At 71.2% G+C, this 14,396-nt stretch carries 17 protein-coding genes; 6 read left to right on the forward strand and 11 right to left on the reverse strand.

From position 1 onward, the window contains the following. Positions 1-415 (forward strand): hypothetical protein (locus tag ABD951_RS03590; protein WP_345342245.1); only part of this gene is annotated, 415 nt, incomplete at its 5' end. A gap of 49 nt (positions 416-464) precedes the next feature. On the opposite strand, the gene era is transcribed toward ABD951_RS03590, so the two are convergent. From era to ABD951_RS03615, 5 genes are all read right to left on the reverse strand, one after another. After that, on the reverse strand, positions 465-1,382 hold the full coding sequence (gene era / locus ABD951_RS03595) for a GTPase Era (RefSeq protein WP_345342247.1): 918 nt from the start codon (positions 1,380-1,382) through the stop codon (positions 465-467). Next, positions 1,379-2,713 (reverse strand): hemolysin family protein, encoded by a 1,335-nt coding sequence (locus tag ABD951_RS03600; protein ID WP_345342249.1) that lies wholly within the window; start codon positions 2,711-2,713, stop codon positions 1,379-1,381. The genes era and ABD951_RS03600 overlap by 4 nt, the downstream gene beginning before the upstream one ends. A gap of 34 nt (positions 2,714-2,747) precedes the next feature. Beyond that, positions 2,748-3,290 carry an rRNA maturation RNase YbeY gene (ybeY, locus tag ABD951_RS03605; protein WP_345342251.1) on the reverse strand — a complete coding sequence of 181 codons (543 nt, stop codon included), beginning with the start codon at positions 3,288-3,290 and terminating at the stop codon, positions 2,748-2,750. A gap of 81 nt (positions 3,291-3,371) precedes the next feature. Beyond that, positions 3,372-4,370, reverse strand: a complete 999-nt coding sequence (locus ABD951_RS03610; protein ID WP_345342388.1) for a PhoH family protein — start codon at positions 4,368-4,370, stop codon at positions 3,372-3,374. A 208-nt stretch (positions 4,371-4,578) separates the two neighbouring features. Beyond that, positions 4,579-5,247 carry a TetR/AcrR family transcriptional regulator gene (locus ABD951_RS03615; RefSeq protein ID WP_345342253.1) on the reverse strand — a complete coding sequence of 223 codons (669 nt, stop codon included), beginning with the start codon at positions 5,245-5,247 and terminating at the stop codon, positions 4,579-4,581. Positions 5,248-5,394: 147 nt separating this feature from the next. Between ABD951_RS03615 and ABD951_RS03620 the strand changes: the two genes are divergently transcribed. Both ABD951_RS03620 and ABD951_RS03625 read left to right on the forward strand, forming a co-directional pair. Further along, entirely contained in the window at positions 5,395-6,975 is a 1,581-nt protein-coding gene (locus ABD951_RS03620) for an MFS transporter (protein WP_345342390.1), read from the forward strand. Between the two features lie 25 nt (positions 6,976-7,000). Beyond that, positions 7,001-7,585 (forward strand): AAA family ATPase, encoded by a 585-nt coding sequence (locus tag ABD951_RS03625; protein ID WP_345342255.1) that lies wholly within the window; start codon positions 7,001-7,003, stop codon positions 7,583-7,585. Here the strand turns inward: ABD951_RS03625 and ABD951_RS03630 are convergent. From ABD951_RS03630 to hrcA, 5 genes are all read right to left on the reverse strand, one after another. Further along, complete coding sequence (locus ABD951_RS03630) at positions 7,526-7,894, reverse strand: SpoIIAA family protein (RefSeq protein WP_345342257.1); 369 nt, start codon at positions 7,892-7,894, stop codon at positions 7,526-7,528. The genes ABD951_RS03625 and ABD951_RS03630 overlap by 60 nt on opposite strands. Positions 7,895-7,970: 76 nt before the next feature. Next, positions 7,971-8,741 (reverse strand): alpha/beta hydrolase family protein, encoded by a 771-nt coding sequence (locus tag ABD951_RS03635; RefSeq protein WP_345342259.1) that lies wholly within the window; start codon positions 8,739-8,741, stop codon positions 7,971-7,973. 7 nt (positions 8,742-8,748) lie between these two features. After that, positions 8,749-9,510 (reverse strand): 16S rRNA (uracil(1498)-N(3))-methyltransferase, encoded by a 762-nt coding sequence (locus ABD951_RS03640; RefSeq protein ID WP_345342261.1) that lies wholly within the window; start codon positions 9,508-9,510, stop codon positions 8,749-8,751. Positions 9,511-9,527: 17 nt separating this feature from the next. Further along, on the reverse strand, positions 9,528-10,682 hold the full coding sequence (gene dnaJ, locus ABD951_RS03645; RefSeq protein ID WP_345342263.1) for a molecular chaperone DnaJ: 1,155 nt from the start codon (positions 10,680-10,682) through the stop codon (positions 9,528-9,530). A gap of 86 nt (positions 10,683-10,768) precedes the next feature. Beyond that, positions 10,769-11,794, reverse strand: a complete 1,026-nt coding sequence (hrcA, locus tag ABD951_RS03650) for a heat-inducible transcriptional repressor HrcA (RefSeq protein ID WP_345342265.1) — start codon at positions 11,792-11,794, stop codon at positions 10,769-10,771. Positions 11,795-12,007: 213 nt separating this feature from the next. Here hrcA and ABD951_RS03655 point away from each other — a divergent pair, with 213 nt between their 5' ends. Both ABD951_RS03655 and ABD951_RS03660 read left to right on the forward strand, forming a co-directional pair. Next, entirely contained in the window at positions 12,008-12,310 is a 303-nt protein-coding gene (locus ABD951_RS03655; RefSeq protein WP_345342267.1) for a type II toxin-antitoxin system VapB family antitoxin, read from the forward strand. Between the two features lie 180 nt (positions 12,311-12,490). After that, entirely contained in the window at positions 12,491-12,802 is a 312-nt protein-coding gene (locus tag ABD951_RS03660; protein WP_345342269.1) for a hypothetical protein, read from the forward strand. Positions 12,803-12,836: 34 nt separating this feature from the next. Here the strand turns inward: ABD951_RS03660 and hemW are convergent, their stop codons facing one another. After that, on the reverse strand, positions 12,837-14,048 hold the full coding sequence (gene hemW, locus ABD951_RS03665; protein WP_345342271.1) for a radical SAM family heme chaperone HemW: 1,212 nt from the start codon (positions 14,046-14,048) through the stop codon (positions 12,837-12,839). Between the two features lie 150 nt (positions 14,049-14,198). On the opposite strand from hemW, the gene ABD951_RS28620 reads away from it, so the two are divergent. After that, the gene (locus tag ABD951_RS28620; protein ID WP_425569766.1) at positions 14,199-14,270 is read left to right on the forward strand and encodes an Ms4527A family Cys-rich leader peptide; all 72 of its coding nucleotides are present in this window, start codon (positions 14,199-14,201) and stop codon (positions 14,268-14,270) included. Positions 14,271-14,396: the final 126 nt, after the last annotated feature.

A 14,396-nucleotide genomic window follows, 5' to 3' on the forward strand; every position in this document is an offset into this window, starting at 1 on the left:
GCGTCCTCTTCGTGCCATCCACACACCCCTCTTCTATCAGGAGTGTTGCGACCGATACTTGAACCCGCCCATCTACGAGGGGTCGCATTTCGAGAACGGCCACTTCTTCGACGGCGACGGGTATGCCCGGGTGAAGTTCAGCGGATCCTCTCTTGCCCGGGGTCGGTGCCGCTTCATGGACGACGACGCGCAGGAGTGGCGCACCACCGACTATCACAGGATCACGCGCGACGTGCTCGACCGCACCATCGGCAAGTCCCGACTACGCAGGGCGGACTACGCCGAGTTCGCCAAGCGGTGGTACAGCGCGAACCCGCCGCAGCTACCCGCCGCGCCCCGCCCGCGCACCCAGGTTTCGCCACGGCATGTCGCAGTGCTCCGCATGTGGCACAACGGCGGCGTGCGACGCGCGTGAGTGAAGGAGACTCCCACACGGCGCAGGCCACTCACGAACGGCGCAGACGCTAGAACCCCAGCCGCCCCAGCTGCTTCGGGTCGCGTTGCCAGTCCTTGGCGACCTTGACGTGCAGGTCGAGGTAGATCTTGGTGCCGAGCAGCTTCTCGATCTGGGTACGGGCCTTCGTACCGACCTCCCGCAGCCGGGCGCCGCCCTTGCCGATCACGATGCCCTTCTGGCTGGGCCGCTCCACGTACAGCAGCGCGTGCACGTCGAGCAGTTCGCCCTGCTTCTCGGTGCGCCCCTCCCGCTCGGTGATCTCCTCGATCACGACCGCCAGCGAGTGTGGCAGCTCGTCGCCGAGGCCCTCGAGCGCGGCCTCGCGGATCAGTTCCGCCATCAGGGTTTCCTCGGGCTCGTCGGTGAGTTCGCCGTCCGGGTAGAACGCCGGCCCCTCCTCCATGTGCGACGCCAGCACGTCGACGAGCACCTCGACCTGCTCGCCGGAGGACGCGGACACCGGCACCACGTCGACGTCCGGCCCGAGCAGCTGGGAGACGGCCATCAACTGTGAGGCGAGCTGATCCTTGCTCACCTTGTCGATCTTGGTGACGATGCCGATCAGCGTGGTGCGCGGCGCGACCTGCCGCACCTGCTCGAGGATCCAGCGGTCGCCCGGGCCGATCTTCTCGTCCGCCGGGATGCACATCCCGATCACGTCGACCTCCGAATAGGTGTCGCGCACAAGGTCGTTCAGCCGCTGCCCGAGAAGGGTGCGCGGCCGGTGCAGGCCGGGGGTGTCGACCAGAATCAGCTGGGCGTGCTCGCGGTGCACGATGCCGCGGATCGTGTGCCGGGTGGTCTGCGGTCGTGACGAGGTGATCGCGATCTTGCTGCCGACCAGCGCGTTGGTCAGGGTCGACTTGCCGGTGTTCGGCCGGCCGACGAAACAGACGAAGCCGGAACGGAATTCGGTGGTGGTCATGCGTGCTCCTGAGGGTCGGTGTCGGCGTCGTCGGGTTCCGGTGCGCGCCAGGTCAGGACGGTGGTGATCCGCACCCGGCCGCGCATGTCGCTGCCGCCCTCGGCGCGCAGCACGAGCCGGTCGGCGGTGTCCGGGCCGTCGCCGGCGGCGACGACGACCTCCGAGCCGGGCAGCGGCACCCGGCCGAGTTCGTAACCGACCAGGCCGCCGACGGTGTCGACCTCGTCGCTGTCGATCTCGAGGTCGAACAGTTCCCCGAGGTCCTCGAGCGGCAGTCGCGCGGACACCCGGTAGCGGCCGTCCCCCAGGTCCTCGACCGGTGGGATCTCGTCGGTGTCGTACTCGTCGGCGATCTCGCCGACGATCTCCTCGATCACGTCCTCGATGGTGACCAGGCCGGCGATCCCGCCGTACTCGTCGACGAGCAGCGCCATGTGGTTGCGGTCGCGCTGCATCTCGGCGAGCAGACTGTCGAGGGGTTTCGAGTCCGGGACGAACACCGCCGGGCGCATCACCTCGCCGACGGTGACGCCGCGGCCGCCGTCGGTGGAATGGTACGTCTTCTCGACCAGGTCCTTGAGGTAGACGACGCCGAGCACGTCGTCGACGTTCTCCCCGATCACCGGGATCCGGGAGTGCCCGCTGCGCACGGCCAGCGACGTGGCCTGACCCGCCGACTTGCCGGCCTCGATCCACACCATCTCGGGCCGCGGCACCATCACCTCGCGGGCCGGGGTGTCGCCGAGCTCGAACACGGACTGGATCATCCGGCGTTCCTCGTCGGCGACGACGCCGCGTTCCTGCGCGAGATCGACGAGTTCCCGCAGTTCGATCTCGGATGCGAACGGGCCGTTGCGGAATCCCCGGCCGGGGGTCAGGGCGTTGCCGACGACGATCAGCAGCCGGCTGATCGGGCCCAGCAGCACCCCGAGCGCCTGCAGCGGCAGCGCGGCGCCCAGGGCGATCGAATAGGCGTGCTGGCGACCGACGGTGCGCGGCCCCACGCCGATCACGACGTAGTTGACCAGGACCATGACCAGCGCCGTCACGGTGAGGGCCCACCCGCGTGTGAACAGGTCCAGCAGCCCCGCGGCGAGCAGCACCGTTGCGCTGATCTCGGACGTGATCCGCAGCAGGACCGTGAGATTGACGTATCGGGGACGGTCCGCGACGACCCGCAGGAGACGTTCGGCGCCCGGCCGCTCGTCCTTGACCATCTCCTCGACGCGGGCCGGGGAGACGGTGTTCAGCGCCGAGTCGAGGGCCGCGAACACCCCGCCGAGCAGGACGAGGACGACAGCGAACAGGATCAGCAGGACGGCACCGGTCACCGGCGCTCGCTCACTGCTCGGGCCGAGCGAACCGTCACGGCTCGGGCCGGTCCACGAAGCCGGTCTTGCCGAGCAGCCGGGCGTCCCGGTCGGCCAGCTCGGCCTCCCGCTGCGCTCGCGCGAGATCCTCGTACCACTCCGCGAGCAGGCTGTTCTGCAGCGCGAACATCTCCTTCTCCTCCTCCGGCTCGGCGTGGTCGTAGCCGAGGAGGTGCAGGACGCCGTGCACGGTGAGCAGAGCGAGCTCGTGCGCGGTGGAGTGGCCGGCCTTCGCGGCCTGGTCGGCGGCGAAGGCGGGGCACAGCACGATGTCGCCGAGCATCGCGGGCCCGGGCTCGGGCGCGTCGGGGCGGCCGCCGGGCTCGAGTTCGTCCATCGGGAACGACATCACGTCGGTCGGGCCGGGGAGGTCCATCCAGCGCATGTGCAGGTCCGCCATCGTGTCCAGGTCCACGAGCACCATCGACAACTCGGCCGCCGGGTGCACGTCCATGCGGGAGATCACGAATCGGGCGACGCTGACCAGCTCCGCCTCGGAGACGTCCATCCCGGACTCGTTGGATACCTCGATGCTCATGTGTGCCGTTCTCCTCGGGCCGCGGGTGCGACTGTGCGGGGATTCAACTGTAGTTCCGACCGTCGCCGGGTCGGTTCGGCGTCAGCGCCGCGACGACCGCGCCGCGGCCCGCCGCTGGGCCCGGTTGCCGAGACCACCGTCGTCGAGGCGTTCGGACTCGAAACGGTCGTAGGCGTCGACGATCTCGGAGACGAGCCGGTGCCGCACCACGTCGGCGCTGGTCAGTTCCGCGAAGTGGATGTCGTCGATGTCGGAGAGGATCTCCGCCGCGGCCCGCAGCCCGGACCGCTGCCCGCCGGGCAGGTCCACCTGGGTGATGTCGCCGGTGACGACGATCTTCGAGCCGAAGCCGAGCCGGGTCAGGAACATCTTCATCTGCTCGGCGGTCGTGTTCTGCGCCTCGTCGAGGATGATGAACGCGTCGTTGAGTGTGCGGCCGCGCATGTAGGCGAGCGGCGCGACCTCGATCACCCCGGCCTGCATCAGCTTCGGGATGGCCTCGGGATCCATCATGTCGTGCAGGGCGTCGTGCAGGGGCCGCAGGTACGGGTCGATCTTCTCGTGGAGCGTGCCCGGCAGGAATCCGAGTCGCTCCCCGGCCTCGACGGCGGGCCGGGTCAGGATGATGCGGCTGACGTTCTTCGACTGCAGAGCCTGAACGGCCTTGGCCATCGCGAGGTACGTCTTGCCGGTACCGGCCGGACCGATACCGAACACGACGGTGTTGGCGTCGATCGCGTCGACGTACCGCTTCTGGTTCACGGTCTTCGGCCGGATCGTCTTGCCGCGACGGGAGAGGATGTCGAGGCTGAGCACCTCGGCCGGCGACTCCCCCGCGCCGTCGGTCATCATCGCGACGCTGCGGCGGACCGCGTCGGGGGTCAGCAGTTGGCCGCGTCCGACGAGGGCGACGAGCTCGCCGAGAACCCGCTCGGCGAGGGCGACGTCCTCCACCCGGCCGGTGAGGGTGATGCTGTTGCCCCGGACGTGAATGTCGGCGTCGAGGGCGCGTTCGAGGGCCTTGAGGTTCTCGTCGGTGGATCCGAGCAGTGGCAGCACCGCGTCGGGTGCGATCTCCATGCTGGATCGGACGGAGCGCTGGGCGGGGCGCTGCTGCCGGTCGACCGTCCGGGCCGGAATGGCGGTGCGGGACCCGGCGGACGACATGGTCTCACCCGTTTCGCTGTCTGCACTCACGTGGTTGCTATGGCCTGCTTCCCTGATCCGGTGACGGTGACGTACGCAGTCTATCCCTCGAGCGGTGGGCTTCCCACCGAGTAACCGCGGGTCAGGGACGCGGTGTGGCGGCGCTCTCACGCAGCCAGCTCCGGGCCTCCTCGACGACGTCGGCGGCGCGGTCGGGCGAGAGTCCCAGCAGGACGAGGGCCACCACGCCGAACGCCTGCGCGACGTCGGTGACGGTGCCTGCGTTCGACTCCTCGAAGAGTGCGATCGTCGCCGCCTCGGTCATGCCCACCAGCACGGGCGCGGGCAGGTAGGACGAGAAGGTTCCGTCGGCCTGTCCCCGTTCGATGATCGCCAGGCTCGGGGCGCGGGCCGGTTCGAGGAGTTCGCGGATCCGTTCCTCGCCGAGCTCGCGGCGCGCGAAGGTCAGCAGCACGCGGAACCGGTCACCGATCGGCCAGGTCAGCAGGGCCAGCAGCGCGGTCGCGAGGTCGGGCCGGTCCGGCAGCGCGGGCAGCCCGTCGAGGACCGCGGTCAGCGCGGAGGACGCCTCGTCGACGAGGCCCTCGACCAGCGCATCCCGGTTCGGGAAGTGCCCGTACACGGTTCGGCGCACCACCCCCGCCGCCCGCGCGACGTCGTCCATGCTCGCGTCCGGGTCGGCGGCGAAGGCACCGATCGCGGCCTCGATGATGCGGGACCGGTTGGCCCGGGCGTGACTGCGCCGCGGCCGCGCCGCGTCGCCGGTCGCCGTGCGTGCACCCTCGTCCACGCCCTGCAGTCTGTCACGCCGCGACCGGCCGGATCGGACGGCCGCGGGGCGCCGGTGATCCCCACCACACACTCGTTGCACACTGCTGTGCAAGTAGCTAACTTGCACAGCAGTGTGCAATCAATGTCGCTCGAACGGAGCCCGACGATGACCCTCCTCGCCGCACGTGACCGGTCCGCCGGCCCCGCCCCTTACCGGTGGCGCTGGCCGGCGCTCGGCGTGCTGTGCCTGTCGTTGCTGATCGTCGTGATGGCGAACTCGGCCCTGATCGTCGCGGCGCCCGACATGACCCGCGACCTCGAACTGACCAGTTCCCAGCTGCAGTGGGTGATCGACGGCTACACCGTGCCCTATGCGGCGCTGATGCTGCTGTGCGGTGCGCTCGGCGACCGGTACAGCCGCCGCGGCGCGCTGCTGACCGGACTGGCGGTGTTCGGGGCCGGCGCGGTGTTCGGCAGCCTGGCCGAGACCACCTCGGAGGTGGTCGGCGCCCGGATCGCGATGGGTGTCGGCGCCGCCGTCATCATGCCGGCGACGCTGTCGCTGCTGGTCGCGACGTTCCCGTCGGCCGAGCGGTCACGCGCGATCGCGGCGTGGGCCGCGACGTCGGGCCTGGCGATCGCGTTCGGGCCGCTGCTGTCGGGGTGGATACTCGAATCCCATTCCTGGAACGCCACTTTCCTGATCAACGTGCCGATCGCGGCGCTGGCCGCGGTCGCCGCCCTCGTCATCGTGCCGCCGTCCCGCGCGACCGACCGCGGCCGCGTCGACTGGGTCGGCGGCCTGCTGTCCGTGGTCGCGATCGGCGCGCTGGTGTACGCGATCATCAACGGCTTCCACTTCGGGTGGACGACCGGACCGATCGCCGCATTCGCCGTCGCGGCCGCGGGCACGGTCGCCTTCCTGGTCTGGGAGCTGCGGCACCCGCGCCCCCTGCTCGACGTCCGCAAGCTCGGTGACCGCACGATCGGCGGCGCGACACTGGCCGTGCTGCTGCTGTTCCTCGCGGCCTTCGGGGCGATCTACTTCATCGCCCAGCAGTTCCAGTTCGTGCTCGGGTACGGCCCCCTCGAGACCGGCGTCCGGCTGCTGCCGCTGGCCGCGGCGGTCTCGATCGGCGCCCTGGCCGGCGGCCGGATCGCGCCGCGGCTCGGTGTCCGTGCGACGGTCGTGGCGGGTATGGCGCTCGCCGCCGCCGGGGTCCTGCTGATGGTCCGCGTCGACGCCGCGTCCGGATACGCCGACTTCGCGCTTCCCCTGGTGCTTCTCGGTCTCGGCATCGGGATCGCCGAGCCGCCCGCCACCGACGCGATCATGGCCCGCTTCCCCGAGGACGACCTGGGCGCAGCCGGCGGCCTCAACGACACCGCGATCGAGCTCGGCGGCTCGCTGGGCATCGCGGTCCTCGGCTCGATCCTCGCCGCCGGATACAAGGACTCGATCGCCGGGTTCATCGACTCCGCTCCCCTGCCGACGTTGACCGGGAACCTCGCCGCGCAGGCCGACTACGCGATGGAGGTCTCCCGCGAATCCGTCGGCGGCGCAACGCTGGTCGCGCAGGAACTGGCGGCCAACCCGATCGTCGCGTCCTACGCGCAGCCGCTGCGCGACGCCGCAGGCGCCGCGTTCACCGACGCGATTGGGACGGCGAGCCTGGCGGGCGGTCTCGCCCTCGCCGCCGGGGCACTGATCGTCGCGGTGATCCTGCCGGGCCGATCCGAGCGGTGACACCGCTTCGGGCACACTGGCGGTCATGTTCCTGCTGCTGCTGACGGGGCCACCCGGATCCGGGAAGAGCACGGTGGCGACGGCCGTCCACGACGGCCTGGGCGAGGCCGGATTCGCCAACGCGCTGATCGAGCTCGACGAGCTGGAGCGGAGCTACCCGCCGCTGCCTGCGGACCGGCTGGTGTCGCACGTGGCGGCGCTCGCCGGCTCCTATCGCGAGGCCGGGTACCCGCTGCTGCTGGTCACCGCCACCGTGGAGGACGACCCGTACCGGGACGCGGTGCTGACCGCGACCGGGGCGGACGAGCACCTGACGGTACGGCTGGACGCAGCGCCGGAGACCGTCCGTCGCCGGGTGCTGGACCGCGAACCGGAAAGCTGGTCCGGGCGAGACGAACTCGCCGGGGCCGCCCACCGGCTCGCCACCACCATGCGAACGCTCGCCGGCATCGACCTCGTCCTGAAAACCGACGGCGAGGACGCCGAGGCGGTCGCGGCCCGGCTGACGGACGCCCTGCGCCACCACCCGGCCGCCCCGGCGCGGCTGCGGTCAGCCGCCCGAGACCCACTCGATCGCGTCGGCCTCCCGGTCCGCCGCGAACACCCGTAGCTCCCCGGGGAAGAGGAACGCCAGCAGGTGGACGGCCTCCCCGAGTCCGGTGTGGTCGGTGACCAGGGCCAGGCGTCCCCAGATGTCGCGAGGGACGCCGATCATGCGGGCGTCCTGCCACATCGCACCGAGTGAGTACCGGTCGAAGCCGGCACCGAGGACGTAGACGAGGTTGACCTGCTCGTGCGCATCGACCGCGGCGTCGATCGCCGGATCGAGCACGGTGCGATAGTCGTCGGCGGTCACGACACCGACCGCGCGGAACCCGACGGTTCCCGCCGGGAGTCCGGGAATCTTCTCGATGGCCATGCGTCGACTGTCCTGCACCGGGTCCTCCGGCGCCCGGAGGCTCGCCGGAGCCGGTCCGGACCCCGGCACACAGGATCTACGCGTCGGACGCCGACCAGGGATCGTCGCCGAGCACCGCGTCCAGCGTCAGCGCCCAACTGCGGGTGGTGCGGTCGAGGAAGGCGTTGTGCCCCTCGCCCGGAACCTCCCACAGCGCGGCGCGGTCGCCGGCGGCGCGGGCGGCGTCGACGTAGGCGCGGCTGGCCTGCACCGGAACCTGGACGTCCTCGGCACCGTGGATACACACCGTCGGCACACCGGTCGGCACCCGGCGCAGCGGCGACGCGTCCCGGTAGACCTGCGGGTCGTCTGCGTACGACACCCCGAACAGCGCCGCCAGCGCGGCGCCACCGGAGCGGGTCGCGGCACGGGAAGCCAGGTCCAGCGCCCCGGCCTGCGAGACCACCCGGGTCGGCCGGACCGGCGAATCCCGTTGCCCGGCAACCCACACCGCCAGTTGCGCACCGGCCGAGTGGCCGACGATCCGAACGTCCTCGACGTCCAGGGGCACGGTCGTGTGCGTCGGCAGCAGGGTCGCGGTCGCGGCCAGCGCCGCCTCGACGTCCGCGCTGGTCTCCGCCCAGCCGCCACCGGCCCCGACGCGTCGGTACTCGACGTTCCACGCCGCCACCCCGCGCCGGGCCAGCTCGGACGCCAGTGTCGTCGCCAGGTTCAGGTGGTAGTCGGCGCTCCAGTAGCCGCCGTGGAGCAGCATCACCACCGGCACCCGACCGTCGACGCCGGACGGGGTGTACAGGTGCCCGAACTGGGCGGGGTCGGGTCCGTAGTCGACGCGGATGCGCGGCATCAGCGGCTCACTGCAGCGGGGCCGCGGACCAGCGGCCGGTCAGGACCCCGAGCGCTCCGAGTGCCACCGCCGCGGCCGTCGAGGTGCGCAGCACCGTCGGCCCGAGACGCACCGCGCTCGCGCCGGCGCCGGTGAGCGCGGCGACCTCCTCGTCGGCAAGGCCGCCCTCGGGGCCGACGACGAGGACGATCTCCGGGACCGAGCGCAGGTCGAGTGCGGCCAGTTCCGTCGTCGCCGACTCGTGCAGCACGAGGGCGATCCCGCCGCCGTCGACGGCACCGCGCACCCGGTCCAGCACGGCCGGGGTGCGGTGCAGGTCGGCCACCTCCGGAATGTGCGCCCGCCGTGACTGTTTCGCGGCCGCGGTCGCGACCGCCTGCCACCGCCCGACACCCTTGGCGACCTTGGGGCCCTCCCACTTCGCGACGCAGCGCGCCGACTGCCACGGCACGATCGCGTCGATCCCGGCCTCGGTGGCCAGTTCGACCGCGAGGTCCGAGCGGTCCGCCTTCGGCAGCGCCTGCACCAGGGTGACGGCGGGGGTCGCGGCCGGTACCTCGTCGCGGGCGGTGACCGTCAGGTCCAGCCGATCCTTGCCGACGTCGACGACCTCGGCGCGCGCGATGCCGCCGCGGCCGTCCGCGAGCACCAACCGTTCGCCGACCCGGATCCGGCGCACGGTCGCCGCGTGCCGGCCCTCCTTGCCGTCGAGGACCGCGACCGCCCCGACGTCGGGCAGCGGGTCGAGGTAGAAGACCGTGGCGGCCATCGGATCCCGACCGCCCGTCAGCGTCCGCTGAACGCGTCGCGCAGACGGGAGAACAACCCGCCGCTCTGCTGCGACGAGCTGCTGACGACCTCGGCGTGGTCGCGGTCGCGCAGGTCCTTGAAGTCGCGCAGCGCCGCGGTCTGCTTGCCGTCCAGCTTCGACGGGACCACCACCTCGAGGTGGGCGTGCACGTCGCCGCGCACCCCCGAACGCAGCTTCGGCATCCCGTGCCCGCGCAGCACGGCCACCGAGCCCGGCTGGGTGCCCGGGTCCACGGTGATCTCGGTGGGACCGTCGATGATCGTGTCGACGGTGACCGTGGTGCCCAGCGCCGCGTCGACCATCGGCACCCGGATCGTGCAGTGCAGATCGTCGCCGTCGCGCACGAACACCTCGTGCTGCTGTTCGATGACCTCGACGTACAGGTCACCGGCCGGTCCACCGCCGGGGCCGACCTCGCCCTGGGCGGAGAGCCGGATCCGCATGCCGTTGCTGACGCCGACCGGCACCTTCACCGCGATGTCGCGGCGGGCGCGGACCCGGCCGTCGCCGCTGCACTTGAGGCACGGGTCGGGAATCGTCTCGCCGGCGCCGCGGCAGGTGGGGCACGGGCGCGAGGTCATCACCTGGCCGAGGAACGACCGCTGCACCGACTGCACCTCGCCGGCGCCGCCGCACGTCTCACAGGTGACCGGCTTGGAGTCGCCGTTGGTGCCCGAGCCGGTGCACCGGTCGCACAGGATCGCGGTGTCCACGGTGATGTGCTTGGTGACGCCGGTCGCGCACTCGTCGAGTGTGAGCCGCGTGCGCAGCAGCGAGTCCGCGCCGGGCTGCACGCGCCCCCGCGGCCCGCGCCGGCCGCCAGTCGCGCCGCCGCCGAAGAACGCCTCGAACACGTCGCCGAGACCGCCACCGAACCCGGCACCACCGAACCCGCCTGCACCGGCCCCGCCCTGCTGCAGCGGGTCGCCGCCGAGGTCGACGATGCGACGCTTCTCCGGGTCGGACAGCACCTCGTACGCGGTCGAGATGTCCTTGAACCGGGCCTGCGCGTCCTCGTCGGGGTTGACGTCCGGATGCAGTTCCCTGGCGAGTTTGCGGTATGCCCGCTTGATCTCCTGATCGGTCGCCTGGGGTGAGACACCCAGCAGTCCGTAGTAATCCCGTGCCACGTTACGTCTCTCGTCCTCGTCGTCTGTCCATCCGAAAAATCACATCACCACGCCGGGCGACCTGCGCGGCCGCCGGACGGCATGGCTCACCGCTCGGCCAGTACCTCGCCGATGTACCGGGCAACGGCGGCCACGGAGGCGATTGTTCCCGGGTAGTCCATCCGTGTGGGACCCAGCACACCCATGCCGCCGAACACGTTGCCCCCGGTGCCGTACCCGGTCGTGATCACCGAGGTGCCGCGGATCTGTTCGACCTGCGTCTCCTCGCCGATCCGGACCGTCACCGAGCCGGGCGCCCCGGTCGCGGCGAGCAGCTTGAGCACCACGACCTGCTCCTCGAGCGCCTCCAGGACGGACCGCAGCGAACCCGGGAAGTCGGAGGCGTTGCGGGTCAGGTTCGCGGTGCCGCCGAGCACCAGTCGTTCCTCCGGGTGTTCGACGAGGGTCTCGATCAGCACGGTGGAGGTGCGCACGACCGCGTCGCGCAACGGCTCCGGGGCGGCGTCCGCGAGTTCCGACACCGCGACCGACGCGGCCGCCAGGCGCTTGCCCTCGAGGGCGCCGCCGAGCAGCGCCCGCAGCGTCGCCAGGTCGTCGTCGCCGAGCACGTCACCGAGCTCGACGATCCGCTGGTCGACGCGGCCGGAGTCGGTGATCAGCACCAGCAGCAGCCGGGCCGGGGTCAGGGCGACCACCTCGAGGTGCCGGACGGACGACGCGGACAGCGTCGGGTACTGCACGACCGCGACCTGCCGGGTCAGCTGCGCGAGCAGGCGCACCCCCCGGCGCAGGACGTCGTCCAGGTCGACACCGGATTCGAGGAACTCGAGGATCGCGCGTCGTTCCGCGGGCGAGAGCGGCTTCACCTCGGCGATGCGGTCGACGAACTCGCGGTAGCCCTTGTCGGTCGGAACGCGCCCCGAACTGGTGTGCGGCTGGGTGATGTAGCCCTCGGCCTCGAGCACCGCCATGTCGTTGCGGATCGTCGCGCTGGAGACGCCGAGGTTGTGGCGCTCGACCAGGGCCTTCGACCCGATCGGCTCCTGCGTCGCGACGTAGTCGGCGACGATCGCCCGAAGCACCTCGAAGCGTCGTTCCTCGGTACTCGACATGCCGGCCACCTCCGTCTCGCCGTACGTCCTCCGGCGGTCCGGCGGAACACTGCACTCGCCGGGCACGAACGTGCACCCCCGGCTGCCACGCATTCTAGTCGTCCCGTGACCGCGGGCCGTGCAGGCCTTACTGTGGTGGCGCTTCACAGGCACCACTTCACCCACATTGCCCGTGCCTCGCGCGCGGCACCGACTACCCCGACGGATGCACAGATGATTTTCAAGGGCGTGCGGGACGGCAAGCCGTACCCGGACCACGGACTGTCGATCCGCGACTGGTCGAAGATCCCGCCTCGGCAGGTCCGGCTCGACGAGATCGTCACCACCACGAAGGTGCTCGAACTCGACCGGCTGCTGTCCGAGGACTCCACCTTCTACGGCGACCTGTTCCCGCACGCCGTGCAGTGGCACGGCGTCATCTACCTCGAGGACGGCCTGCACCGGGCCGTGCGGGCGGCGCTGCGGAACCGCGTGGTCCTGCACGCCCGGGTCTTCGACTACGACGCGATCCTCTGACTCGGACCGGCGAGGTGTCGATCGTCGGTCTCCCTTAGGGGTTGCGATAAACGGTTCACCTGCGAAGACGCGAGTTTGTCCGTTTTCCTACCGGCCCGTGCCGACTCGCCCTAATCTGGCCAGCCGGGCGGCGTCCGACAGGAGCCACCCAGCCACCACACTGCGAACGAAGGAATCGTCATGCTCCGATCTCTGACGCGCTGTGGCGCGTCCGTTCTTGTCGCCGCGGCACTGGTCGGCGGCGGCCTGGCCCTCGGTGGGGGTGCCGCGTCGGCACAGGAAGCCCCCGACACCGGCAGCTCGATCGACGCCCTTCCTGTGGCGCTCCTGTTCTATCCGGGACTCACGGTGCTGACCATCGGACAGGCAACCGGTTCGATCGGCGACGACTCCCCGTTGGAGGACTGCTACATGTTCGACTTTCCGGGGAACAGGTGTCCCGACACCGCCGCGGGGTTCCTCGGACTGATACTGACCGAAGGTTTGTCGTAGGAGCACTCAGCAACATCAGCGCGGACAGTCTTGATCAGCTCAGGATGTCGCGGATGACGCCGTCGGCGAGCAGCCGGCCGCGGTCGGTGAGCACCAGCCGATCCTCGACCTGTTCGAGCAGGCCGTCCGCGACGGTCTGCTCGGCGGCCGCCCGCTCGCCCGGCGACAGGTCGGACAGCGGCATCCCGGACCGCAGCCGCAGCACCAGCATCACCCGTTCGACGTGCCGGTCCTCGGTGGTGAGGGTCTCGCTGTCCGCGACCGGCAGGACGCCGGACGCCAGCTGGTCGGCGTACCGGGCCGGATGTTTGACGTTCCACCACCGCACGCCGCCGACGTGGCTGTGCGCGCCCGGACCGGCACCCCACCAGTCGCCACCGTCCCAGTAGCCGATGTTGTGCCGGCACTCGGCGCCGGGCAGCGACCAGTTCGACACCTCGTACCAGCGCAGACCCGCGTCGGCCAGGCGGGCGTCGATGCGCTCGTAGCGGGCGGCGAGGACGTCGTCGTCGGGCGCAGGCAGTTCCCCGCGACGCACCCGCCGGGCCAGCGCGGTGCCGTCCTCCACGATCAGCGAGTAGGCCGAGACGTGGTCGACGCCGGCGGAGAGCACCGCGTCGAGGGTGGCGTCGAGGTCCTCGTCCCGTTCGCCCGGGGTGCCGTAGATCATGTCGAGGTTGACGTGCGCGAACCCGGCCGCCCGCGCCTCCCGGGCCGCGGCCACCGCCCGTCCGGGCGTGTGGGTGCGGTCGAGGACCCGGAGCACGTGCGCCGCCGCGGACTGCATGCCCAGCGACACACGGGTGTAGCCGGCGTCCCGGATCGTCGCGAAGAACTCCGGCGAGGTCGACTCCGGATTGGACTCGGTGGTCACCTCGGCGCCCGGGGCGAGGCCGAAGCTCGACCGGACCGCACCGAGGACGTCGGCGAGGCCGCCCCCGCCGAGCAGTGACGGGGTGCCACCACCGACGAACACCGTCTCCGCGGCCGGCACGGTGCGCCCGCCGCGGCCGAGCATCGCCGCACCGGCGTCGAGTTCGCGGCGCAGGCCCTCGAGCCAGGACTCGGGCGACGCCGAGGTCCCCAGTTCACCGGCGGTGTAGGTGTTGAAGTCGCAGTAGCCGCACCGGGTGGCGCAGAACGGGACGTGGACGTAGATGCCGAACGGCCTCGACCCCACCCCGTCGAGGGCGTCGTCGGGCAGCTCGAACGCTGCCGTGGCCGGCTCGGCCGGGCGTGTACTCACCCCTCCAGTGTTCCACCGCACCGGGAGTGACCCATCCCACACCGGCCGCTGCCCTGCACATTTCCCCCCGAATCGGGGGAAATGTCGGCGGGGCGGTCGGAATCGGCGATCTGATCTGGCACAATCGTCGTCGTGACCGGACTTGGGATTGTGCTCGTGGCTCGCCGCCATGTGGATCTCAAGCGTGTCTGCAGCTGTTGCTGTCTCCCTTGTTCTGCGTAGACGCATTCTCGAACACCCGCCAGTCTCGGCCGGTCTCGAATGTGGGCACGCGGGGACAGCCCTCCCCGTAATTGCCATGCCCGGGAGACCGGCGCCCGTAGAGATCCCCTGCTAAAGATCTTGGAG

Origin of the sequence: Rhodococcus olei (assembly GCF_039540555.1) — a bacterium.
GTDB classification, from domain to species: domain Bacteria; phylum Actinomycetota; class Actinomycetes; order Mycobacteriales; family Mycobacteriaceae; genus Rhodococcus_G; species Rhodococcus_G olei.